This is a genomic window from Sphaerisporangium sp. NPDC051011, from assembly GCF_040653595.1.
In the GTDB taxonomy this organism is placed as follows: Bacteria; Actinomycetota; Actinomycetes; order Streptosporangiales; family Streptosporangiaceae; genus Sphaerisporangium.
This window is the reverse complement of the sequence record NZ_JBFAGG010000001.1, coordinates 383,139-405,226: the sequence shown is the minus strand read 5'-3', so window position 1 is coordinate 405,226 and position 22,088 is coordinate 383,139. Positions and strand designations below refer to the sequence as shown.

The 22,088-nt window shown below is 71.5% G+C and carries 21 protein-coding genes; 18 read left to right on the top strand and 3 right to left on the bottom strand.

What is annotated here, in order from left to right; translation table 11 throughout:
- Positions 1–176: 176 nt before the first annotated feature.
- Together AB0H21_RS01805 and AB0H21_RS01800 are read right to left on the bottom strand one after the other, a co-directional pair.
- Positions 177–737 carry an MFS transporter gene (locus AB0H21_RS01805; RefSeq protein ID WP_358510057.1) on the bottom strand — a complete coding sequence of 187 codons (561 nt, stop codon included), beginning with the start codon at positions 735–737 and terminating at the stop codon, positions 177–179.
- Between the two features lie 109 nt (positions 738–846).
- Positions 847–1,455 carry a cadmium resistance transporter gene (locus tag AB0H21_RS01800; RefSeq protein WP_358510054.1) on the bottom strand — a complete coding sequence of 203 codons (609 nt, stop codon included), beginning with the start codon at positions 1,453–1,455 and terminating at the stop codon, positions 847–849.
- A 179-nt stretch (positions 1,456–1,634) separates the two neighbouring features.
- Between AB0H21_RS01800 and AB0H21_RS01795 the strand changes: the two genes are divergently transcribed.
- The 15 genes from AB0H21_RS01795 to AB0H21_RS01725 all read left to right on the top strand — a co-directional run bounded on the left by AB0H21_RS01795 (position 1,635) and on the right by AB0H21_RS01725 (position 17,655).
- Positions 1,635–2,171 carry a cupin domain-containing protein gene (locus AB0H21_RS01795; protein ID WP_358510051.1) on the top strand — a complete coding sequence of 179 codons (537 nt, stop codon included), beginning with the start codon at positions 1,635–1,637 and terminating at the stop codon, positions 2,169–2,171.
- Positions 2,172–2,371: 200 nt separating this feature from the next.
- Positions 2,372–3,295, top strand: a complete 924-nt coding sequence (locus AB0H21_RS01790) for a dihydrodipicolinate synthase family protein (protein ID WP_358510048.1) — start codon at positions 2,372–2,374, stop codon at positions 3,293–3,295.
- Positions 3,296–3,302: 7 nt separating this feature from the next.
- A complete protein-coding gene (locus AB0H21_RS01785; protein WP_358510045.1) occupies positions 3,303–4,484 on the top strand; it encodes an FAD-dependent oxidoreductase in 1,182 nt (393 codons plus the stop codon).
- 14 nt (positions 4,485–4,498) lie between these two features.
- Positions 4,499–4,786, top strand: coding sequence for a (2Fe-2S)-binding protein (locus AB0H21_RS01780; protein ID WP_358510042.1), 288 nt, complete (start codon positions 4,499–4,501; stop codon positions 4,784–4,786).
- The gene (locus AB0H21_RS01775; protein WP_358510039.1) at positions 4,783–6,225 is read left to right on the top strand and encodes an NAD(P)/FAD-dependent oxidoreductase; all 1,443 of its coding nucleotides are present in this window, start codon (positions 4,783–4,785) and stop codon (positions 6,223–6,225) included. The genes AB0H21_RS01780 and AB0H21_RS01775 overlap by 4 nt, the downstream gene beginning before the upstream one ends.
- 113 nt (positions 6,226–6,338) lie before the next feature.
- Positions 6,339–6,671: an XRE family transcriptional regulator gene (locus AB0H21_RS01770; RefSeq protein ID WP_358510036.1), complete on the top strand. Its 333-nt coding sequence runs from the start codon at positions 6,339–6,341 to the stop codon at positions 6,669–6,671.
- 113 nt (positions 6,672–6,784) lie between these two features.
- Positions 6,785–8,449, top strand: a complete 1,665-nt coding sequence (locus AB0H21_RS01765) for an ABC transporter substrate-binding protein (RefSeq protein ID WP_358510033.1) — start codon at positions 6,785–6,787, stop codon at positions 8,447–8,449.
- Positions 8,449–9,459, top strand: coding sequence for an ABC transporter permease (locus AB0H21_RS01760; RefSeq protein WP_358511345.1), 1,011 nt, complete (start codon positions 8,449–8,451; stop codon positions 9,457–9,459). The genes AB0H21_RS01765 and AB0H21_RS01760 overlap by 1 nt, the downstream gene beginning before the upstream one ends.
- On the top strand, positions 9,432–10,304 hold the full coding sequence (locus tag AB0H21_RS01755) for an ABC transporter permease (protein WP_358510030.1): 873 nt from the start codon (positions 9,432–9,434) through the stop codon (positions 10,302–10,304). The genes AB0H21_RS01760 and AB0H21_RS01755 overlap by 28 nt, the downstream gene beginning before the upstream one ends.
- Positions 10,301–11,269 (top strand): ABC transporter ATP-binding protein, encoded by a 969-nt coding sequence (locus AB0H21_RS01750; protein ID WP_358510027.1) that lies wholly within the window; start codon positions 10,301–10,303, stop codon positions 11,267–11,269. Before AB0H21_RS01755 ends, AB0H21_RS01750 begins: the two co-directional genes overlap by 4 nt.
- Positions 11,266–12,270: an ABC transporter ATP-binding protein gene (locus tag AB0H21_RS01745; RefSeq protein WP_358510025.1), complete on the top strand. Its 1,005-nt coding sequence runs from the start codon at positions 11,266–11,268 to the stop codon at positions 12,268–12,270. The genes AB0H21_RS01750 and AB0H21_RS01745 overlap by 4 nt, the downstream gene beginning before the upstream one ends.
- A 3-nt stretch (positions 12,271–12,273) precedes the next feature.
- Positions 12,274–14,352, top strand: coding sequence for a hydantoinase/oxoprolinase family protein (locus tag AB0H21_RS01740; RefSeq protein ID WP_358510022.1), 2,079 nt, complete (start codon positions 12,274–12,276; stop codon positions 14,350–14,352).
- Positions 14,349–16,064 (top strand): hydantoinase B/oxoprolinase family protein, encoded by a 1,716-nt coding sequence (locus AB0H21_RS01735; protein ID WP_358510019.1) that lies wholly within the window; start codon positions 14,349–14,351, stop codon positions 16,062–16,064. The genes AB0H21_RS01740 and AB0H21_RS01735 overlap by 4 nt, the downstream gene beginning before the upstream one ends.
- On the top strand, positions 16,061–17,260 hold the full coding sequence (locus tag AB0H21_RS01730) for an amidohydrolase family protein (protein ID WP_358510016.1): 1,200 nt from the start codon (positions 16,061–16,063) through the stop codon (positions 17,258–17,260). Before AB0H21_RS01735 ends, AB0H21_RS01730 begins: the two co-directional genes overlap by 4 nt.
- Positions 17,257–17,655, top strand: coding sequence for a nuclear transport factor 2 family protein (locus AB0H21_RS01725; protein WP_358510013.1), 399 nt, complete (start codon positions 17,257–17,259; stop codon positions 17,653–17,655). The genes AB0H21_RS01730 and AB0H21_RS01725 overlap by 4 nt, the downstream gene beginning before the upstream one ends.
- Positions 17,656–17,753: 98 nt before the next feature.
- Here AB0H21_RS01725 and AB0H21_RS01720 read toward each other — a convergent pair whose 3' ends face one another.
- Entirely contained in the window at positions 17,754–19,382 is a 1,629-nt protein-coding gene (locus tag AB0H21_RS01720; RefSeq protein WP_358510010.1) for an isovaleryl-CoA dehydrogenase, read from the bottom strand.
- A gap of 165 nt (positions 19,383–19,547) precedes the next feature.
- On the opposite strand from AB0H21_RS01720, the gene AB0H21_RS01715 reads away from it, so the two are divergent.
- The 3 genes from AB0H21_RS01715 to AB0H21_RS01705 all read left to right on the top strand — a co-directional run bounded on the left by AB0H21_RS01715 (position 19,548) and on the right by AB0H21_RS01705 (position 22,042).
- Positions 19,548–20,102: a sigma-70 family RNA polymerase sigma factor gene (locus AB0H21_RS01715; RefSeq protein ID WP_358510007.1), complete on the top strand. Its 555-nt coding sequence runs from the start codon at positions 19,548–19,550 to the stop codon at positions 20,100–20,102.
- On the top strand, positions 20,102–21,043 hold the full coding sequence (locus AB0H21_RS01710) for a maleylpyruvate isomerase family mycothiol-dependent enzyme (RefSeq protein ID WP_358510004.1): 942 nt from the start codon (positions 20,102–20,104) through the stop codon (positions 21,041–21,043). Before AB0H21_RS01715 ends, AB0H21_RS01710 begins: the two co-directional genes overlap by 1 nt.
- Before the next feature lie 102 nt (positions 21,044–21,145).
- Positions 21,146–22,042, top strand: a complete 897-nt coding sequence (locus AB0H21_RS01705) for a DUF1707 domain-containing protein (protein WP_358510001.1) — start codon at positions 21,146–21,148, stop codon at positions 22,040–22,042.
- Positions 22,043–22,088 lie beyond the last annotated feature (46 nt).

The following is a 22,088-nucleotide window of genomic DNA, read 5'->3' as shown; positions in this document are numbered from 1 at the left end:
CCGGCCGGTGGACCGCCGCGCCCATCGGTACGGCGGAATTCACGGCGGGAGTCTTGGTACGCGAAACCAACGCGAGCTCCAAGGAGAAAGTCCCGGACAAATCCAGGCATGACCGGATCGGCGCCGCGCGGATCTGCGGGGCGCCCGCTCACCGGTGTGCCGGCCTCGCGGACGAGTCAGCCGGCGATGGCGGGCAGCGGCGGTCCGCGCCGGTGGATCCCCGGCGCCGTCTCCCACGCGGGATGAGGCCGGGGCACGGAGGGCGGCACCGCCGGAGCGCCCGGGAAGACGTTACGGTCCGCCGTGGCGAGCGACCAGCGCAGGAGCGGGAGAGGGGCTGCGGCCCACAGGCGTATCAGGAGCCATGCCGCGCTCTCGCCGCGGTAGAGCCACCATCCGGACACCAACGCCACCGTGAGGTGCGCCAGCGTCATGCCGAACGAGAGGTGACCGTGCTCCTGTCCCAGCAGGGTCGGCAGCGGGTGCGAGGTCCAGGCGAACATCTGGTGGAGCAGGAACTGCGCCGCGGCCGATGTGCCCAGCATGACCTCGGGCCCGCGCTCGCGTCCGTTGAGCGCGTACGCCAGGCCGCAGACGCCGGCCGCCCCGGCGAGCAGGACCGCCGGATCGACGTGCCCGCCGCCGGCGAAGGCGTGCCCGGCCGCGGAGGCGATCAGGCACACCGTCGCGAAGACGATGGCCCGCGCCAGGCGCAGGAGCGGCTTCGCTGCGGACACGATCACCATAGTGACAGGCGGACGGCACATCGAGAAGAGCGATGACGACTATTGAGATCGGCAAGCTGCGGGCGCAGGCCGTTTCAGGCCGACGATGGACGAGCAGGGCTCAAAAGATCTTGCCGAGGACGCCGGACTCGATCACGATGAGCGATCCGATGAGCATGAACACCGCCGGGACGATCCAGTGTCCGTACCGCTCGACGATGGTGACGACCTTCTGATGCGAGCCCAGCCAGGAACCGGCCAGGCACCACACGGCGACCCCGGCCACGAACACGGCGATGGTCACCAGCGTCGGGCCCATGCCGATGGAACGGAAGACGGGCGTGTAGACGGAGATGTTGTCGGCGCCGTTGGCGACCGTCACCCCCATCACCGGCACAAGTCCCGAGGCCACCGCCGGTGAGGGATCGTCGTCTCCGCCGGCACGGGCCCGGATCGCCTTGACCATGCCCCAGCCGCCGAGCGCGAACGGCACCAGGCCGAGCAGGCCGACGTAGTCGTCCGGCACGATGGTCAGACCGAGCGCGGCCACCACCGCCACCAGCACCAGCAAACCGACGCCCAGGTACTGGCCGGCGCAGATCTGCCAGGCCTTCGGCAGGCCGCCGGCCCGCATCGACAAGAACAACACCGTCAGCACGATGATGTCATCGACGTTCGTACCGGCGAATATGCCCGCCGCGGCCACCACGGTACCCCAGAGCCCGTCCACGAGGGCCCAAGCTACCGTGCACGCCACAAACGTTAAGTCGTCCGGGCCGCCGACCAGGGCAGGTCCGACCGGGGGCTGCGTGCTCACGAGTCCGCGGCCGCGGCAGGCGTGTTGACCTGTTCACACATCTTCGTTTAGTGTACTTATACATAGTTAATAAGACGAAACGGAGATTGTGGATGCTCGGAGAGCGTCTCAGAGAGCTGAGGCAGGCGCGCGGCCTCAGCTTGCGTGCTCTCGCCGGGCAGGCGGGTGTGTCCGCCGGGTTGTTGAGCCAGATCGAACGCGGGCTGGTCGACCCCAGTCTGGCCACTTTGAGAAGCCTAGCCGATGTCTTCGGTGAGTCGGTGGCCCGCCTGTTCGAGGAGCCCGAGGTGCCGGCCGTATGGATCTCGAGGCCGGGTGAGCGGATGCGACTGCATGCTCCACGCGGCCGGATCAGCTATGACCGGCTGACTCCCGGCAACGGGCAACTCGAGGTCCTGCAGGCGGATCTCGCGCCGGGCGATGTCTCGGCACCCGAGGCGAGGCCCCATCCGTCGATCGAATGCGCTGTGGTGCTCGAGGGCGTCGTGACGGTGGAGGTCGATGGCCAGTCTCATGAGGTCGTGGCAGGCGAGGCGATGACGTTCGACTCGCGTCTGCCGCATCGCTACATCAATCATGGGCCGGATCCGGCCCGTCTGATAATCGCGATCACCCCTCCTTCTCCCTGACCGCTGTCCGGGCGGGGTTTCCCCCTCAAGACCGCGACTCCTAGACGACGATGCCGCGGCGTACGCCAAGGCGGCGGTCCGGCATGCCCGCACCGTGTCCGATCTCCTATCGCCGTGGTACGACCGTACGGCCGTGCCATCGGTTCCGCGTGCCCGGCGGCGGGTCGTCGTGCGCCGATCCCTGTTCAGGAGGACTTCACATGGACCGCACTACCGTGGACTGGCATGGGTACATGCCCGCGGTCACGACGCCGTTCGGCGAGGACGGAGGGCTGGATCTCACCGCGTGGGCCGCCCAGCTGGAATGGATGGTGGAGCAGCGGCTGCACGGCGTCGTGCTGGCCGGGACCACCGGTGAGTGGTTCAGCATGACAGAGAAGGAGCGGGCTGACCTCTGCACGGTGGCGGTGGAGAGCGTCGCCGGGCGGATCACAGTGATCGCCGGCTGCAACGCCTACACCGCCGAGGAGGCGATCTGCCACGCCCGTGCCGCCGAACGGGCGGGCTGCGACGGCATTCTCCTCACGCCGCCGCCGTACGTCGTGCCGAACGCCGACGAGATCGTCGTCTTCTACCGGGAGGTCTCCTCGGCCATCGGGCTGCCGATCTGCGTCTACAACTGGCCGCGTGGCACCAATGTCGACATGCCGACGGAACTGCTGGTCCGCCTCGCCGAGGTGGACGGGGTCGTCGCGATCAAGAACTCCACGGGAAACTTCGCCGCTTGGATCGACGGTCTGTACGCCCTCAAGGACCAGGTGCGCTACTTCGGCTTCCCGATGAACGAGGTGGGCATCACCCTGCTGCGCGACGTCGGGGGAGACGGCACGATGGGCGCCGGAGCCGTACTGGGGAGCGACCACGCCGACTTCTTCCGGCACGTGGCCTCCGGCGATCTGGAGGCGGCACGCCGCTGCGGGGCGCGGGATCGTGTGCTGATGGAGCGCTGGTTCACCCAGGATCTCGGGCCACGGTTCGCCAATGCCCAGGGCATACTCAAGACCGCGCTGCGCATGCGCGGCGTCCCCGCCGGCCACGTACGGCGACCGCTGCTTCCGCTGACGCCCGAGCAGGTCGACCGCGTTGCCGCCACGATGGACGAGCTCGGCCTGCTCCCCGGTTGAGGCGACGATGACCAGTGACGTCGTGGTCGTCGGCGGGGGATTGCTGGGCGTTGCCGCCGCGTACCATCTCGCCGCGGCCGGCGCCAGCGTGCTGCTGCTGGAACGCGATCAACTCGGGTTGCACGCCTCCGGTCAGAATGCCGGAAGCCTCCACTTCCAGCTCGAATACCGGATGTTCGAGCACGGGATGGCGCAGGCGGAGCACAACGCGCGGGCGCTGCCGCTCCACGTGGACGCCGCCCGGGCATGGGGCGAGCTGGAGGAGCGGCTGGGTGCGAGCGCCGGTGTGGCGCGGACCGGCGGGCTGATGCTCGCCGAGACCCGGGATCAGGTGCGTGCCCTGGAGCTCAAGGCCGAGTTGGAGACCCGGTACGGCCTGCCGGTCGAGTTGCTCGACGGCGAGGCACTGCGTACGGCCGCGCCGTACCTGTCCTCCCGGGTGATCGCGGCTGCGCTGTGCCGGGCCGAGGGCAAGGCCGATCCACGCCGGGCCACCTATGCGTACGCGCTGGCCGCGCGACGGCAGGGGGCCGTGGTGCGTACCGGCGCCTCGGTGGTCGGGCTGCGCCCCCGCCCCGGCGGATGGCGAGTCGCCGTCGCCGGGCCCGGAGCCGGACGCCCGGAGGAGGTCCTGGCAGGCCAGGTGCTGATCGCCGCAGGCGTCTGGACGGGAGAGGTCGCGCAGCTCGCGGACGTCCGCCTGCCGGTGGTCCCGGCCGCGCTGACCATGTCGGTCACCGAGCGCGCCCGCCCGTTCGTCATGCATCTCGTGCAGCACGCCGGACGCCGGCTCTCGATGAAGCAGACCGCCGAGGGCAACGTTCTGATCGGCGGGGGATGGCCCTCCCGCCTGGTCGCACGCGATGGACGGGTCGACCTGTCCGCGTCACCGCGCCCTCGCCTCGACTCCATCAAGGGCAATGCCGCCGCCGCGCTCGTCGCGCCCGAGGTGGCCTCGCTTCGGCTGCTGCGGGTCTGGACCGGGACGACATCGCTGTTGCCGGACCAGGTGCCGCTGCTGGGCGAGGTCCCGCGCCGCCCCGGGCTGTACGCGGCCACGGGCGGCTCGGCGTTCACCCTGGGGCCCACCTATGCGCGGCTGCTGGCCCAGCTGATGGCGGGGGAGCGCCCCGACCTGCCCGTGGCGGAATACAGCCCGGCCAGGTTCGGCCATCTCACGTTCGCCTAGAAGGGAGGAAGCTGATGCTTACGCGCCGTGTACCTGTGGAAGGGGGATATCCCGACCCGGTCGAGATCGTCGTCGATGACCTGCGGATCCCGGCCTATACCGGGGAGCCGCTGGCCGTCGCACTGCTCGCGGCGGGCGTACACGCCTTCCGCCGGGCACCGTCCGGGGCGCCCCGCGCCCCGCTGTGCAATATGGGAGCCTGCTTCGAATGCGTTGTGGACGTGGACGGGCGGCGCGGGGTCCGATCCTGTGTCACCCCCGTTTCCGCGGGGATGCGGGTCACGACGGGAGAGCCGCGATGAGCAGGACCGACGTTCTCGTGGTCGGCGCGGGTCCGGCGGGTCTCGCCGCGACGGCCCGCCTGGCCGAGGCCGGTCTCGCCGTCCAGGTCGTGGACGAGCAACCGGCGGCGGGAGGGCAGATCTGGCGGCGACCGCCGGCGGGGCTGCCAGAGGCCTCGCCGCGTAGCGATCCGCTGCGCGCCCGGCTCCTCGCCGCCTCGCGGTCGGCGCCGGGGGTGTCCTGGCGGTACTCCACGCTCGCGTGGGGCGTCTTCGACGACGCGGACGGCGGGAGCGGCGAGCACGTGGTGGGCGTGCACGGCAGCGCCGGGACGGAGGAGATCCGTGCCCCGGTGGTGCTGGTGACCGCGGGGGCTTACGACCTGCCCGCCGCGCTGCCGGGGTGGACGCTGCCGGGCGTGATGAGCGCGGGCGGCGTCCAGACGCTGGTGAAGGCGGGCCGCCTCGTCCCGTCGGGCCGGATCGTCCTGGCCGGCGCCCATCCCCTGCTGCTGGTGGTGGCCGCCCAGTTGACCGGCGCCGGAGCCGAGGTGGTCGAGGTGGCGATGGCCGGGCCCCGGCCGGGATTCGGTGCGGCGCTGCGAACGTTGCCCGGCGCGCCGTGGGGCGCGGCCAAGCTGGCCGAGGGGGCTCGCGCGCTGGCGGTGCTGCATCGCGCGGACGTGCCCGTGCGCTGGTCCACACTGCCGCGCCGGGTTCTCGGTGCCGACACCGTCGAGGGAGTCGAGCTCGTCGGCGTGGCCGCCGACTGGCGCCCGGACGGGAAGGTTCGGACGGTCGGCTGCGACGCGGTGGCGCTCTGTTTCGGGTTCCTCGCCTCGGCCGAGTTGGCCCGCCAGGCCGGCTGCGCCGTACGCTGGGCGCCCGCCGAGGGTGGCTGGGTCGTCGAGCACGACCGGTGGCAGGAGTCCTCCGTACCGGGGATCTTCGTGGCCGGGGAGGTCACCGGGGTGGCGGGCGCCGAACGGGCGGCGGCGGAGGGACTGCTGGCGGCGCTCGGTGTCTTGCGGCGTCTGGGTGTCGCCGTGGACCGGGCCGAGGAGCGGCGAGCCAGGCGAGACCTCGTCAGGGCCGGACGTTTCGCGGCCGTCGTGAGCAGGGAGTTCGCGCCCCGGCTGGACGCGCTGACACGACTGGCCGACGACGACACGCTCGTCTGCCGCTGCGAGGAGGTGACTGCGGGGCAGGTGCGCCGAGCGCTGGCCGAGCATCCGTATGTCACCACGGTCAACGTGGCCAAGCTGCTGACGCGCTGCGGCATGGGGCCGTGCCAGGGCCGTTACTGCGGTGTCACGCTCGCGCACCTGGTCGCCGAACACGGCGGCCGCCCGGTCGAGGAGACCGGTGTGTTCACGGCGAGGGTTCCGGTGAAGCCCCTGAGCGTGGGTGACCTGGGCAGGTCTCCCGTGCTGTTCACGGACCTTCATGATCCTGAATAAGAGGGGAGGTGTTAAGTATTGATATCGCAGGTAAATGGGCTCTTGTCTGGTTCGTGTTTAGTCTGGTAGAACACTTTATGCAAGGTGCAAGTACCGTTATCGAAGGACCGTGGATGAGCGTCGAGCACGGAGACCCCGGATTCGACGCCGCCGCAATCGGTCGCCGTGTCCGCCAGGTGCGGCAGGCCAAGGGCATGTCGCTTCGCGAGCTCGGCGCGAAGGCCGGCCTGTCCTACGGCTCCCTCGCCCAGGTCGAGCGTGGCCTGTCCTCCCTCGCCCACACGTACGTCCTGGAGGGCGAGCCGGTCGCCACCGTCAACGGCGTCGACCACCTTCTCGGCCCCGGCGAGAGTGTTCACCTGCGATCGTCGATCCCGCACAGCATCCGGAACGACCGTACGGCCACCGTGACCGTCGTCTCCGTCCTCACGCCGCGGCTGTCCTGACCGTAACCGCCGCATATCCGAAGATTCCGATCTCGCTCTCGGGGCGCGTGCCCAAGGCCGCCTCCCGTACCCCCTCACGCGCTTCCACTCGAACCCCCCCATGGAGGACAGGCATGGTCCTGGAGAAGGATTTCGCCGCGTCGAACGGATCCAGGCTGTCCCGCCGGACGTTCTTCCAGCTCCAGCTCGGCGCCGGTGCGCTGCTCCTGGTCGGCTGTGCCCGAGGCACCTCGACCGGCGGGGCGGGCGCGCAGTCCGGCGGCGGTGCGACCGACACGCTGCGCATCGCCGTGCCGTCCGACCCGGGCAGCCTGGACCAGGACTACCTGGCCTTCGACACGGTCGGGCTGGCCCTGATGAAGAACTACTACCCGTATCTCATCGACCACCCCTACGTCAGCCAGGGGGACGCGATGGTGCAGGACACCACGAAGGTACTGTCCGTGGTCGCCGAGTCGTGGACCTCCGACGACTCCGGTCGTGTCTGGACGTTGAAGCTGAAGAAGGGCGTCACCTTCCCGAGCGGAAACGAGCTGACCGCCGACGACGTCAAGTGGTCACGCGACCGGGCCTTCGAGGCGAAGGCCAACGTCGCCGGCATCTACCGGATGATCGGGCTGATCAAGCCGGAGCAGGTCGAGGTCATCGACCGCTACACCGTCCGCTTCAACCAGTCGAAGCCGAGCGCGCTGTCCAGCGCCATCCAGGTCATCGCGCTGTACATCTGCGACAGCGTCGAGATGAAGAAGCACGCCACGGCGGACGACCCGTGGGCCAAGGCATGGGCGGCCAAGAACGCCACCGGTGGCGGCGTGTACAACATCGCCTCCTACCAGCGCGGCGGCCAGATGGTCCTCCAGCTCAACGAGAAGTATCCGCGCGACGTCTACGGCACAGGCGTGACGCCGTTCCCCAAGGTGGAGGTGCGGATCGTGCCCTCGCCCGCGAACCAGAGGTTGCAACTGGAGAAGGGCGACATCGACATCGCCTTCGGACTCGACCAGCGTGACATCGCCGACCTCGCGAGCAAGCCCGGTATCAAGGTCATCTCGGCGCCGGGGACGGAGGTTTACCACATCCCCCTCTCGGTAACGACCGCACCTTTCGACGACAGGAGGGTACGGCAGGCCCTCGCCTACGCCCTGCCGTACGAGCAGATCCTGTCCACGGTCTTCCAGGGCAAGGCCCGGAGGAGCACCAGCCCGCTGTCGCTGGACATGCCCGGTCACTCCGAGAAGGGGTATCCGTACGGCACCGACCTGGAGAAGGCGAAGGCTCTGCTCGCCGAGGCGGGCAAGCAGGGCGGTTTCACGACCACACTGGCGATCGACGCCGACAAGCAGATCCAGGAGCAGATCGCGGTCATCGTCAAGAACCAGCTCGCCAAGCTCGGCATCACGCTGGAGATCTCCAAGTTGGACCCGGCGCAGTTCGCCGAGCGGCGGGCGAAGAACGACATCCCGATGCAGATCGCCGTCGGCTCGCTGTGGGTCAACGACGCCGAGTACCTCATGGCGACCAGCCTGACCAAGGACTCGTTCCTCAACTACGCCAACTACCGGGACCCGCGGATCGAGAAGGTCTTCGAGAGGGTCACGGTCACCGTCGATCAGGGGGAGCGTGATAAGGCGTTCGCCGAGATGCAGGACATCCTCGCCGAGGACGTCCCCTGGCTGATGCTCTGCCAGCCCGACTTCCAGCTTCCCGTGCGGTCCCACGTGACCGGCTGGGCGCAGCCCGTCGACGGTCTGTTCCGACTGGGCTTCCTGGGCAAGTGATGAGGCTGGCACGCTACGCGGGGCGGCGGCTGCTCCTGCTGCTTCCGGTGCTTGTCGGCGTCAGCGTCCTGACGTTCCTGCTGGTCCGAGTGCTGCCGGGCGACCCCGTGCGCACGGTGCTGCCGCAGTCGGCCACCGAGGCCGACGTGGCGGCGGCGCGGGAGCGTTTCGGCCTGGACGCGCCGTTGCCGCTGCAGTACCTGATCTACCTGCGCAACGTCGTGACCGGCGACCTCGGCACCTCCTTCCAGAGCGGACAGGACGTCGGCGTCGAAATGGGCGAGCGGATCGGCGCCACGATCGAGCTCATCGGCTACGCGATGGTGATCGCGCTGGTCGTCGCCACGGTGATCGGCATGGCCGCCGCGCTCCGGCGCGGCGGGCTGCTCGACAACGGCGCCAGACTCGTCGGCGTCGCCGGGAACGCGATCCCCGAGTTCGTCCTCGGCCTGATCCTGATCATCGTCTTCTACGGCTCACTGAGCTGGGCACCGGCGCCCGACGGGCGGGTCGACGGGTCGACCGGTCTGGTGCCGCTCACCGGGGCGAGCACGCTCGACGCCATCCTCGGCGGGAACCTACCCGCCCTGGGCTCGGCCCTCGCGCACCTGGCGCTGCCCGTCGCGACGCTCGCGCTCGTCGTGGTCGCACCGCTGATCAACACCGTGCGCTCTGGCGCCATCGCCGTCATGGACTCCGACGCCTACATCTGCGCGGTCGCGCACGGGCTGCCGCGCCGCACGGTGATCGGCCGCTATCTCACCCGGCCCACCCTGGCCGGGCTGCCGACGCTGACGGCGCTCATCTTCGGCAACCTGATCGGCGGCGCGGTGCTGGTGGAGACGATGTTCTCCTGGCAGGGCCTCGGCCAGTGGGCGCTCAAGGGCCTGGTCACCCGCGACTACCCGGTGATTCAAACGTTCGTGCTCGTCACCGCCGTCGCCTACCTGCTGCTCTTCCTGATCGCCGACGTGGTGCAGGCATGGCTCGACCCGAGGGTGAAGATCTGATGGCCATCGTGACCGCACTCCGCGCCCGCCGCGGCGGCGCCAACGGCGCGCTGATCACAGGGGCCGTGCTGCTCGGCCTCGTCGTCTGCGCGGGGCTGGCCGCCTCGCTCCTGTCGTCATGGGGGCCGCGCGCCGCCGACGACGCGAACACACTCGTCCCGCCGGGGACCGCCGGGCACCTGCTGGGCACCGACAGGTTCGGCTACGACGTGCTCGCCCGCGTCCTGCACGCCGTACGGCTCGACCTGCTCGTCGGGGTCAGCGCGGTCGTCGTCGCGGTGGTCGTCGGCTCCCTGATCGGCGCGGCCGTCGGCTACCTCGGTGGATGGGCCGACGAGGTCGGCATGCGCGTGGTGGACATCCTGCAGGCGTTCCCCGCGTTCGTGCTCGCCCTCGCGGTCGCGGCGGTGCTCGGCGGGGGCCCGGTCACCCTCGTGCTCGTGCTGGCGCTGGTCAACGTCGCGCCGTACATCCGGCTGATGCGAAGCGAGGTCCGCGGGGTGCGGTCCGCGACCTACGTGGAGGCGGCCCGGTGCGCGGGCAACGGCACCCTGCGGCTGCTGCTGCGCCATATCGTCCCCAACTGCCTGCGGCCGGTGTTCGTGCTGGCCCCGCTCAACTGCGGCTGGGCGGTCATCACGTTGGCCGGCCTGTCCTTCCTCGGCCTGGGCGTCGAGGTGACCGAGGCCGAGTGGGGCGCGATGATCAATACGGGGGCGGGCGACGCGCTGTCCGGCGAGTGGTGGCCGGTGGTCTTCCCCGGCGCGGCCCTCTTCGTCACCGTGCTGGCCCTCGCGCTGATCTCCGAGGGGCTTCAGTCCGCGACCAGGGTGAGGCGCTCATGAGCTTGCTGTCCATCCGCGACCTGTCCGTCACCATCGCCGGGTCGACCGGCGAGGTGGCCGCGCTCAGCGGCGTGCGGCTCGACATCGAGGCGGGCGCCGTCGTTGGGCTCGTCGGCGAGAGCGGCGGCGGCAAGAGCATGCTGGCCCGCAGCGTCGTCGGGCTGCTGCCGCACACCGCGAGCGCGACCGGTCAGGTGCTGTTCGAGGGCGAGGACGTGCTCGCCATGACCGGCGACCAGGTGCGCCGCCACCGGGGCGCGGGCGCCGCGATGTGCTTCCAGCAGCCGCTGCTCGCCCTCAACCCGGTCCGCCGGGTGGGGGACCAGCTCGTGGACCGGCTCGTCGCCCACGGCGGGACGGCCCGCCGCGCCGCGCGGGTCCGGGCCGTCGAGCTTCTCGGCCAGGTGGGCATCCGGGAACCGGAGCGCCGCTACCGTGCCTACCCGCACGAGATGTCCGGCGGCATGGCCCAGCGGGTGATGATCGCCCTTGCCCTGGCGTGCGGCCCGCGGCTGCTGCTCGCCGACGAGCCCACCACCGGACTCGACGTGACGCTGGCGGGGGAGATGCTCGCGCTGTTCCGGCGCGAGGCCACCGAGAACGGCCGCGCGGTCCTGCTGATCTCGCATGACATCGCGGGCATCGCCGCCGTCTGCGACCGGATCGTCGTGCTGTACGCGGGAACCCTGGTGGAGCACGGCCCGGCGCCCGAGGTGCTGGCCGAGCCGCGCCACCCCTACACACGAGGCCTGCTCGCCGCCGTCCCCAGCCTGCACGGCGATCCGGGGGTTCCGATGAGGGGCGGGCAGCCCATGCTCGGCGCGGCCCCGCGGTCCTGCCCGTTCGAGCCGCGTTGCCCGTCGGCCGAGGCCGCGTGCGGGGAGCGGCGGCCGGCCCTGGCCGAGATCGGCCCCGGTCACCTGTCCGCCTGCCCGGTCACCGCACGAGAGGAGGCGGGCGCGTGAGCCTGTTGGAGATCGAAGACCTGCACGTCGTGTACGGCAGGCGGCGCGGGACCCGGCACCACGCGCTGCGCGGCGTCACGCTGTCGGTGGACCGCGGCGAGACGCTGGGGATCATCGGCGAGAGCGGTTGCGGCAAGAGCACGCTCGCGCGCAGCATCCTGCGCCTGGTCGACCCGGCGTCGGGGAGCATCCGGATTGACGGCGCCGACGTCGCCCGGCTGCCCGAGCGGCGGTTCCGTGAGTTCCGCCGCCGCGTTCAGATGGTGTTCCAGGATCCGGTCGGGTCGCTCAACCCGCGGTTGTCGGTGGGCGCGCAGCTCGGCGAGTCGCTGAGGCTTCTCGGCGACAACGCGGACGGGAGCGCGCCGGAGAGCCGAATCGCCGAGGCGCTGCGCGGCGTCGGCCTCGACCCGTCGTTCGCCCGCAGGCGGGCCCACGAGCTGTCCGGCGGGCAGGCGCAGCGGATCGCGATCGCCCGCGCCCTGCTCGTCGACCCCGACGTCATGGTGCTCGACGAGCCCACCTCCGCCCTGGACGTCACCATCCAGGCCCAAGTGCTGCGCCTGGTGCGCGAGCTCATGGCCGCCCGCCCCCGCGCCTACGTGTACGTCTCCCACGACCTGGCGACAGTACGAGGCATGTGCGACCGCGTCGCCGTGCTGTACCTCGGCCGGGTCGTGGAGGAGGGGCCGACCGATCAGGTGTTCACCGAGCCCGCCCATCCGTACACCCGCGCGCTGCTGTCGGAGGCTCCGAGCCTGCGCGGCAGCGAGGTCACCGGGCCGGTACGGCTCGAGCGCGCGCTCGACGCGGTGGACGCCGACGGCGGCTGCGCTCTCGCACCGCGCTGCCCCTTCACCGTCGCCGGGTGCCGCGAAGCGGTCCCCGTGCTCGCTCCGCTGTCCCCCCACAGGGCCGCCGCGTGTTCGCGGCTGCCCGAGCTGCCCGCCACGCGGATCGTCCCGGCCAGAGCGGTCGGCGGTCCCCTGAATCCGAGGTAACGCATGCCCAACGAAGCACGGCCCGACATCCCGCCCGTACGCTACCGGCTGGCCGTCGACATCGGCGGCACCTTCGTGGACGCCGTCGAGCTCGACCGCGACACCCGCAGGATCCGGTTCAGGAAGGCCTCGACCACGCCGCGACGGCCCTGGGAAGGCGTGCTCGACGCGTTCGACGCGCTCGGCACCGATCTCGCCGCGACCGAGTTGTTCATCCACGGCACCACCCTGGGACTGAACGCGATCCTGGAGCGGCGCGGCGCCCGCGTCGGCATCATCGCCAACGAAGGCCTGCGCGACGTGTTCCTCATGGGACGCGGCAATGTGCCCGAGGCGCGCATGTACGACTTCACCTACCAGCGCCCGCCGGCCATCGTGGCCCGCCGCGACACGGTCGGTGTGGTCGGCCGGCTGGACGCGCGCGGCGAGGTGGTGACCGAACTCGACGAGGAGAGCGTGCGCGCCGCCGCCCGCTATTTGGTCGAGGAGTCCGGCGTGACCTCGATCGCCGTCTGCCTGCTGCACTCCTACCGCAACCCCGTCCATGAGCACAGGGTGGCCGAGATCGTCCGGGAGATGTACCCCGACGTGCACGTCGCGGTCTCCGCCGACATCGCGCCCGAGCACCGGGAGTACGAGCGCACGTCGACCGCGGTGCTCGACGCCTACATCCGCCCGATCTTCGAACGTTACGTCGACCGGCTGGAGGAGGAGCTCGCCGGCCGCTCCTTCGACGGCCACTTCCTGATCACGCGGTCCGGCGGCGGCGCGATGACCTCGGCGGCGGCGCGGCTGGCTCCCACCACCACCGTCCTGTCCGGCCCCGCCGGCGGCATCGTGGGCGCGTCGTTCGTCGCCCGCCTGCTCGGCCGCGACGACCTCATCTCCGTCGACATCGGCGGCACGTCGCTGGACGCCGCCGTGTTCGAGCGCGGCGAGGCGGCGGTCGTGCACGAGGCCGAGCTGGAGCAGATGCCGCTGCTGATCCCGGTGTACGACATCCGTACGATCGGGGCGGGCGGCGGTTCCATCGCCTCGCTCGACAAGGGCATGCTCCTGGTCGGTCCGCGCAGCGCCGGCGCCGAGCCGGGCCCGATCTGTTACCGCCGGGGCGGTACGGAACCCACCACCACGGACGCGGCGGTAGTGCTCGGCTACATCGACCCCGACCGCTTCCTCGGCGGCGACATGGCGCTCGACGTGGAAGGCGCGCGGGAGGGCGTGCGGAAACGGCTCGCCGAACCGCTCGGCATGTCGGTCGAGGACGCCGCGGCCGGCGTCTTCTCCGTGATGCTCGCCAAGACCGTCGGCGCGATCCGCCAGATCACGGTGGAGCGCGGCCGCGACCCGCGCGGCTTCTCGATGCTCGCCTTCGGAGGCGCGGGACCGCTGCTCACCCCGCTGCTCGGCCGCGAGGTCGGCGTCGAGGAGATCATCGTTCCGCAGGCCCCCTCGGCGTTCTCCGCCTGGGGAATGCTCAGCGCCGACGTCGCGGAGGACTCCTCCCGGACCATGCTGCGTACGCTCGACGAGAACGCCCTGCCGGCGCTCACCGCCGGGCTGGACGAGCTGGCCGCCGAGGTGACCGAGCGGCTGCGCGCCCAGAACGTGACCGGCGCTGCCGAGATCGTCGTCCAGCGCGAGCTGGAGCTGCGCTACCTGGGCCAGGAGCATGCCCTGCGGATCCCGGTCGGCGCCGGGCTCGCTGACGCCACGACGCTGCGCAAGGCGTTCGGGGAGCGGCACGAGCAGCTCTACGGCCACGCGATGGACAACGAGGTACAGGTGCTCAACCTCCGCGTGCGCGGCGTCGCCCGTCTGGAGCAGCCGGAGCTGCCGCTGATCCCCGAGGGCGACGGGGATCCGGCGCAGGCGGGGACCGGCGAGCGGTCCGCCTACGACTTCGCCGCACGAAAGATGACCAGGTTCGCCGTCTACCGCCGGGACCTGCTGGAGGCGGGCGACGTCGTGCCCGGCCCGGCTCTCGTCGACGAAGGCACGTCGGTGACCGTCGTCCACGGCGACCAGAGCTGCACCGTCGACGGTTACGGGCATTTGCTGATCCGAGGAGTGGCCAAGTGAGCAAGACGAGCCCCGTCGACGGCGCGACCGCGTCCGTCGTGCACAACTACCTGCTGTCGGCCGCGGAGGAGATGCGGACCACCCTGGTGCGCACCGCCTTCAACCCGGTGATCTACGAGGTCCTGGACTTCGGCATCTCCATCTACGACGCCGACCTCAACCTGATCTCCGAGGCGCCAGGCCTGACCTTCTTCCTCGGCGCGAACGACTACGCCATCAGCAAGGCCGTGGAGTACGTCGGGGTGGACAACCTCGACGAGGGCGACATCGTCCTGATGAACTACCCGTTCTGGAACTCGGCGCACACCTACGATGCCACGCTGTTCGCGCCCGTGTTCTGCGGCGCCGGGGCCGAGCGCGAGCGGCCGTTCGCGTACCTCTGCATCCGCGCGCACTGGATGGACCTCGGCGCCAAGGATCCCGGCTATGTGCTCGACTCGACCGATGTGCACCAGGAGGGCATGCTCTTCCCCGGCACCAAGGTCTTCAAGAAGTACGAGCCGAACCACGAGATCCTGGAGTTGATCCGGTTCAACTCCCGGATGCCGGACCTCGTGTTCGGCGACCTGCACGCGCAGGTGTCGGCGATCCGCACCGGCGAGCGCCGTATGAAGGAGGTCGTCGAGAAGTTCGGCACGGACGTGGTGACCGAGATCACCCGGCGGCTGTTCGAGGAGGGGGAGCGGACCACCCGCGACGCCCTGGCCCGCCTCCCGCAGGGGAACTGGACGGCCGTCGACTACGCGGACGGCGACTGGGACACCGGCGAGCCGCTGCGCATGCAGTGCACCGTGACGATCGCGGACGGCGAGATGACGGTGGACTTCGCCGGTTCGCACGGGACCGCGGTCGGTCCGGTCAACATCCCCTTCGGCGCGACCATCGCCATGTGCAAGGTCGCGTTGAAGTCGCTGACCTCGCCGGACGAGCCGAGCAACGCGGGCCACTCGCGCCCGCTGACCGTCCTCGCTGAGCCGGGAAACCTCTTCCACGCCGTCTATCCCGCCCCCACGTTCACGCAGTGGACGAGCATCGTCGCGTTCGAGCTGATCTTCAAGGCTCTGGCGCAGGCGATGCCGGACCGGCTCGGCGCCTCGTCCGGCGGCGACATGCCGGGCTTCATGATGGTGGGCACCCACCCGGACACCGGGCGGATGTTCGCGGTCAGCAACAATGAGGTCGTCGGCTGGGGCGGCACCCCCGACCACGACGGCGCCGACGCGACCATCCACCTGTCGGAGTCGATCGTCAGGAACACGCCCATCGAGGTGCTCGAACAGAAGACGACGATGCTGATCGAGCGGCTGGAGATGCGCGCCGACGCGGGCGGCCCGGGACGCCACCGGGGCGGTGTCGGCATCGAGCGGCACATCAGGTTCCGCGGCGCCGGTGAGTTCCTGATGGTCGTGCAGAAGACCAAGACGGCCCCGTGGCCCGTCGGCGCGGGCCGGGAGTCCGAGCCGAACCGCATCACCGTCTTCCCAGGCACGGACAGGGAGCGGGACATCAGCACCAAGCGGGTCCCGGTGGAGCCCGGCGACCTGATCGTCGTCCGTACGGCGGGCGGCGCGGGTCACGGCGATCCCCGCACCCGCGACCCGGAGGCGGTGCGCGCCGACGTGCTCGACGGCTACGTCTCCCGGGAGGCGGCGCGGGCCGACTACGGCGTGACGATCGACGAGCGTGGCGAGATCGTGGAGGTGGAGCGATGAGAACGTGTGGCACGGTGTGGCTGACCGGCGCGCACATCGTCGACGTGGACGAGGGCGCCGTCCTGCGCGACCGCAGCGTCCGGGTGGAGGACGGCGTGATCGCCGAGATCGGGACGGCGACGCCGCCGCCCGGCGCACGGGTGATCGACGTCGCGGGCCGGTACCTGCTGCCGGGGCTGATCTCCTGCCACACCCACCTGTCGCTGGTCGTGCCCTTCTCCGATCTCGACCCGACCGAGCCGGGCGTGCTGACCTCGTTCCGCGCCGCGCAGCGGGCACACGAGGCGCTGCGGGCCGGGCTGACCACGCTGCGGTGCGTGCACGAGCAGAACAGGGTCGACATGTTCCTGCGCGAGGCGATCGGGCGCGGCTGGTTCCGCGGCCCCCGCATCTTCGGCGCGGGACAGGCGATCACCACGCCGAACGGGCACGGGTCGGGCTCGGACTGCGTCGTCGCCTCCGGTGGTGAGGAGTTCTACCGGGCGGCCCTCGCCGAGCTGTCGGCCGGGGCCGACCACGTGAAGGTCTTCATCAACGGCGGCCTCGCCGCCGAGGGCGAAGACGTCACCGCCTCGGAGATGAGCGACGAGGAGCTGGCCGGCACGGTGCGCGCGGCCAGGGAGCACGACGCGTACGTGGTGGCGCACTCCGGCCACTCGACCGCGATCCGGCAGGCCCTCGCCCAGGGGGTGCGCTCCTTCGAGCACGCCTACGACCTGGACGAGGACACCGCGCGGCTGCTGGCGGCCTCCGACGCCTTCGTGACGCCCACCCTGTGCGTCACCCGCTCGGAGCCGTGGATGCGGGCGCACGACTTCGCCGAGGCCACGATCGAGAACGCACAGAAGCAGAACGTGACGCATCTGCGCAGCGTCCGCAACGCGATCGCGGCGGGGGTGCGGCTGGTCAACGGCACCGACATCCCGCCGGGCGACGACGTGGGCGGCGTCCCGGCCGCGATCTACGAGCTGCTGCTCATGCACGAGGCCGGCCTCGACCGCCTGACCGCTCTCCGGTCCATCACGACGACGGCCGCCCGGCTGCTGCGAGCCGACGACCGGATCGGGCGGATCGCCCCGGGATTCGCGGGGGACTTCGTCGCGGTGGCGGAGGATCCGCTGGCCGATCTGGCCGCGGTGCGGGAGATCTCGCTCGTCATCCAGGCCGGAGAGGTGATCAGGGAGGACCTGCGATGACCACGACAACGCCGCCAGTCGGCGCGGCCGCCGACGTCTGGGCCGCCGTGACCGACATCTACGCCGCGTTCATGGACGGCGACCGGGCGCGGATCGACTCCCACATCCACCCCGACGGCACGGTCTGGGACGCCGATGTCGAGTCGCTCATGTTCGGCCGCCGGGACCTCGACGCCCACCGTGAGCAGCGGGATGCCGCTCCGGACCCCGGGCCGGGGCCGGACGCGCTCCACTGCGCGGAACCGGTGATCGACGTCTGGGGCGACACGGCGCTGGCCCGCTACTGGCTGGTCGTCGAGGGCGCCGGCCCGGTCAGGATCCGGACCACGGACGTGCTCAGGCGCTCGCCCGAGGGCTGGCTCGTCGTCCACCACCACGAGCAGCGCTGGGACTGACGCCCCCCGCTGATCTTTCAGTGAGGATGGGTAGGTCGGCTGGGAACGCTCGCTGGATGGGCCAAGGGGATGGCGTCCTCGGCCCATCCTGGTCCTTTCTAGGGGATCTTCACAGTGGCCCTGTCGAGGATCGCGGAGAGGTCCAAACCTGGAGGGAGGGTGCCGAAGGCGTGGCCCCAGTCGTCGGCCAGGCGGGAGGCGCAGAAGGCGTCGGCTACGGCGGGGTGGCCCGTCCTGACCAGGAGGGATCCCTGGAAGACGAGGCTGAGGCGTTCGACGATCCGGCGGGCCAGGTACTCGATGCCGGCCGTGTCGGTCAGGGAGTCCTTGGTCTGGCGGACGGCGGCGTCGAGGCGGTGGTCGGCGCCCGCGGCCGGCTCGACCTCCGCGAAGAACGCGTCGAGGTTCTCGGGTTCCTTCATGATCGACCTGAGCACGTCCAGCGCGGCGACGTTGCCGGAGCCCTCCCAGATGCCGTTCAGCGGGGAGTCGCGGAACAGGCGCGGCATCTGGGACTCCTCGACGTAGCCGTTGCCGCCCAGGCACTCCAGCGACTCGGCCGCGTGCGCGGGCGCCCGCTTGCACACCCAGTACTTCGACGCCGCCAGCGCCGTGCGCCGCAGCGCGCCCTCGCCCCGCACGCCCTGGATGGCCCGGTCGGTCACCCCCGCCAGGCGCATCATCGCCGCGGTGGCCGCCTCCGACTCGATGACCAGGTCGGCGAGCACGTTGCGCATCAGCGGCTGCTCGGACAGCAGCGCGCCGAACGCCGAGCGATGGGTGGCGTGGTGGACGGCCTGCGTCACGCCGTACCGCATGCCGGCCGCCGAGCCGATCACGCAGTCCAGGCGGGTCATGTTGACCATCTCCATGATGGTCCGCACCCCGCGCCCCTCCTCGCCGACCAGGTACGCGACGGCCCGCTCGTACTCGACCTCGGCCGAGGCGTTGGAGCGGTTGCCGAGCTTCTCCTTCAGCCGCATCAGGCGCATCGCGTTGCGCGAGCCGTCCGGCAGCACGCGGGGCAGCAGGAAGCACGACAGCCCGCCCGGGGCCTGCGCGAGCACCAGGAACACGTCGCACATCGGCGCCGAGTTGAACCATTTGTGCCCGGTGATCGCGTAGCTCCCGTCGGCCAGCGGCTCGGCGGTGGTGGTGTTGGCGCGTACGTCCGAGCCGCCCTGCTTCTCGGTCATCGCCATCCCGGCCAGCACGCCGCGCTTGGCCGCGGCCGGGCGCAGGCCGAAGTCGTAGATGCGCGAGGCCAGTAGCGGCTCCCACACGGCCGCCAGCGCCGGCGTGTGGCGCAGCGCCGCCACGCTCGCGTACGTCATGGAGATCGGGCAGCCGTGCCCGGCCTCGACCTGCGACCAGACGTAGAACTTGGCCGCGCGGGCGACGTGCGCGCCCGGCCGCGCGGAGGACCACGGCGTCGCGTGCAGGCCGTGCTCGACGGCCACCCCCATCAGCTCGTGCCAGGCCGGATGGAACTCCACCTCGTCGATCCGGTGGCCGTACCGGTCGTGTGTGCGCAGGACCGGTGGGTGATCGTTGGCCAGACGTCCCCACTCCTGGGCCCGCGCCGACCCGGCGAGCGTGCCCAGGGTGCGCAGCTCCCCGAGCGCCCAGTCGGCGTCCTCGCGCTTCACGCCGTCCAGCAGGGCGGGGTCGGCGGACACGTCGTGGCCGGTGAGCGGGGGTGCCTGGTTGAAGACTTCGTGCGACAAGAGAGCCTCCGGGCGGATCGCTGCGCGATTCTGTGTGCCTGAGCGCGCTCTTCCATGCGTGCTCAGGCATCCATCTCAACATTTCTCCACAACAATGGGATGCTTCGGGTGCGGATGGAGGCCGGCGCCGGGCGGATGCGGCCGGCCGGAGGAGGGGGGACCCCGGTGGAGGCGCCTGGGACCGACGACCGGTTGCTTCACCAACGCGTCGTCGGCGGGGACGAGAGCGCCCTCGGCGAGGTGCACCACCGGCACTATCCCCTCGTGCTCGGGCTGGCGCTGCGGGTCACCCGCGACCGCGTCGTCGCCGAGGACATCGTCCAGGAGGTCTTCGTCACCTTCTGGGAGCGCCCGCTGGCCTTCGACCCCGACCGCGGCTCGCTGCGCTCCTGGCTCGCCACGATCGCCCACCGGCGCGCCGTCGATCACGTGCGCACCGAGCACCGGCACCGCGTCTCCGCACTCGGCCCGCGCCTGGCCGATCCCGAGCCGAGTCCGCTGGAGGACTGGGTGCTGGCCGCGGACGAGGCGGCCCGGGTGCGGGAGGCCGTCAGCCGGTTGCCGGGGGGTTTACGCGAACCCATCGAACTCGCCTACTACCGTGGCCGTACCTATCGTCAGACGGCCGAGGATCTCGGCCTGCCCGAGGGCACGGTCAAGTCGCGCATACGCCTGGGTCTTCGCAGGCTCGCCGACGAGCTGGCCGAAGAGGAGGTGTGATGGACCGCCCCGCCGGCGGTGGCGACGCGATACCGGGGACCTCCGACCCGGTCACCCGCCTTTGCCTCGACGTATTTGCCGAGGCCGCGTCCACGCCGCCTCCCGGCGCCCTGGCACGGCTGCTCTCGGCCGCGCGGTCCGCCCGCCCTCCCGCGTCCGCCGCCGGGTTCGCCGCGCCCTTCGCCGCGCGGGTGGCCGCCATGGACGCTCTGCTCGCCTCCGCCACGCCCGCCGACTGGGGTCAGAAGATCGTCGAGGGCTGGACGCTGCAGGAGCTCGTGGCCCACCTCGCCGCCACCGACGGCCTGGTCGCCCACGCGATCGGCGTCCCGCTCGCCGGGCCGCCGCTCGCGGCCGACGAGGTGCTGAGCCGCACCGCCGACATGATCGCCTACACGGGCGGCCGGACGCCGGAGGAGACCCGCGCCGAGTGGCGCGCGCAGGCCGAGGCTATCTGCGCGCGCGCCGCCGCGATGGAGCCGGGGACGCCGATCGCGCCCGGGGGCACCCGGTTCCCGGTGTCGGACCACCTGCTGGCGCGCATGCTGGAGACCTGGATCCACACCAAGGACGCCGCCGCGGTCATCGGCCTGCCGCTCCCGCTTCCGCTCGCCGCGCACGTCCACCCGACGGCCGACTTCTGCGCGCGGCTGATCCCCTGGACGATGCTGCTGTCCGGCGTGGACGGGGGCGAGCGGTCCGTGCGGCTCACGCTGACCGGGCCGGGAGGCGGCGCGTGGCACGTTCCGCTGTCGGTCGCCCAGGTCGCCGCGCCCGACGACGGCGCGCCGTCCGACGCCCAGATCACCTGCGACGTGGTGGAGTTCTGCTTTCTGCTCGGCGGCCGGGGAACGCCCGAGGCGTTCGCCGCGCGCCTCGAGGGGGACGAGGGGCTCGCCCGCGAGGTCCTGCGCTGCGCTCCCGCCCTGTCGGGGCCGTGACGCCTCGTCCGCAGGAACGGGGCACGGGCGCCGCCTGGCGGATAGGGGTTTCCTCCTTAGGGAGGATCGGACGGGGACGGACATACACGCTAGATTCAATGCATGAACGATCCGGGTGGAATGCGTGCCTCGGACGCCGAACGCGAGGCCGTGGTCGAACATCTGCGTCAGGCGTCGGTCGAGGGACGCCTCACGCTGGCGGAGCTGACCGAGCGCACAGAGGCCGCCTACCTCGCGGTCACCCAGGCCGAACTGGCCCAGGTCACCGCCGACATCCCCGGGTCGCCCGCCGCCCCGGGCCCCGCGCCCGCCCCGTACCCCCCGTACGCCGCGCCCGCCGCGCCGCGCTCCGGCAGGGCCCGCCGCTGGTACGCCGCGATCATGAGCGAGACCAAACGGAAGGGCAAGTGGCGCGTCGAGGACGAGATCGGCGCGGCCGCCGTCATGGGCGAGGTGACCATCGACCTGCGCGAGGCCGAGGTCCGCACCAACCGGATCGACATCGTCGCCACCGCCGTGATGGGCAGCGTGAAGATCATCGTCCCGGACGGCGTGGACGTCGAACTCGAGGGCGTCGCCATCATGGGCGAGAAGAAGGTCCACGTCATCGAGGCGCCGCCCGGGCAGAACGTGCCGGTCGTCCGAGTGCGGGCGTACGTCGTGATGGGCGAGGTCAAGATCATCGGTGACTCGCGCGCGAAGCCGATCCGCCGGGCGCTGGCCGAGTGGACCGAGTGGTGGCTGGAGCGCCGGGCCGAGACGCGCGGCGACGTCCAGGGCATGCTGCGCGACATGCGCGGCGAGCGGCACGCGCTGCACCGCTCGTTCCACGAGGCGCGCAGGGAGCAGCGCCGCGAGGAGCAGGAGGCACGCAGGGAGTGGCGCCGGGAGGAGCAGCGCGCGCGCCGCGAGGAGCGCAGGGAGTGGCGGGACACCCGCCACGACGGCCCCCCGTACCCCCCGCCCCCCGCGGAGCCGCCCTACCCGCCCCGCCCGTAGAGCGGCCCCCACGCACGAGCCCCTGCCCGTAGAGCCGGTAGAGCCG

Excerpts from the sequence above, each read along its gene's own strand:
- AB0H21_RS01710 (WP_358510004.1), top strand. The coding sequence starts at position 20,102 with ATGGACCGCCCCGCCGGCGGTGGCGACGCGATACCGGGGACCTCCGAC.
- AB0H21_RS01780 (WP_358510042.1), top strand. The coding sequence starts at position 4,499 with ATGCTTACGCGCCGTGTACCTGTGGAAGGGGGATATCCCGACCCGGTC.
- AB0H21_RS01795 (WP_358510051.1), top strand. The coding sequence starts at position 1,635 with ATGCTCGGAGAGCGTCTCAGAGAGCTGAGGCAGGCGCGCGGCCTCAGC.
- AB0H21_RS01765 (WP_358510033.1), top strand. The coding sequence starts at position 6,785 with ATGGTCCTGGAGAAGGATTTCGCCGCGTCGAACGGATCCAGGCTGTCC.
- AB0H21_RS01790 (WP_358510048.1), top strand. The coding sequence starts at position 2,372 with ATGGACCGCACTACCGTGGACTGGCATGGGTACATGCCCGCGGTCACG.
- AB0H21_RS01785 (WP_358510045.1), top strand. The coding sequence starts at position 3,303 with ATGACCAGTGACGTCGTGGTCGTCGGCGGGGGATTGCTGGGCGTTGCC.
- AB0H21_RS01760 (WP_358511345.1), top strand. The coding sequence starts at position 8,449 with ATGAGGCTGGCACGCTACGCGGGGCGGCGGCTGCTCCTGCTGCTTCCG.
- AB0H21_RS01730 (WP_358510016.1), top strand. The coding sequence starts at position 16,061 with ATGAGAACGTGTGGCACGGTGTGGCTGACCGGCGCGCACATCGTCGAC.
- AB0H21_RS01705 (WP_358510001.1), top strand. The coding sequence starts at position 21,146 with ATGAACGATCCGGGTGGAATGCGTGCCTCGGACGCCGAACGCGAGGCC.
- AB0H21_RS01750 (WP_358510027.1), top strand. The coding sequence starts at position 10,301 with ATGAGCTTGCTGTCCATCCGCGACCTGTCCGTCACCATCGCCGGGTCG.
- AB0H21_RS01740 (WP_358510022.1), top strand. The coding sequence starts at position 12,274 with ATGCCCAACGAAGCACGGCCCGACATCCCGCCCGTACGCTACCGGCTG.
- AB0H21_RS01770 (WP_358510036.1), top strand. The coding sequence starts at position 6,339 with ATGAGCGTCGAGCACGGAGACCCCGGATTCGACGCCGCCGCAATCGGT.
- AB0H21_RS01725 (WP_358510013.1), top strand. The coding sequence starts at position 17,257 with ATGACCACGACAACGCCGCCAGTCGGCGCGGCCGCCGACGTCTGGGCC.
- AB0H21_RS01775 (WP_358510039.1), top strand. The coding sequence starts at position 4,783 with ATGAGCAGGACCGACGTTCTCGTGGTCGGCGCGGGTCCGGCGGGTCTC.
- AB0H21_RS01755 (WP_358510030.1), top strand. The coding sequence starts at position 9,432 with ATGGCTCGACCCGAGGGTGAAGATCTGATGGCCATCGTGACCGCACTC.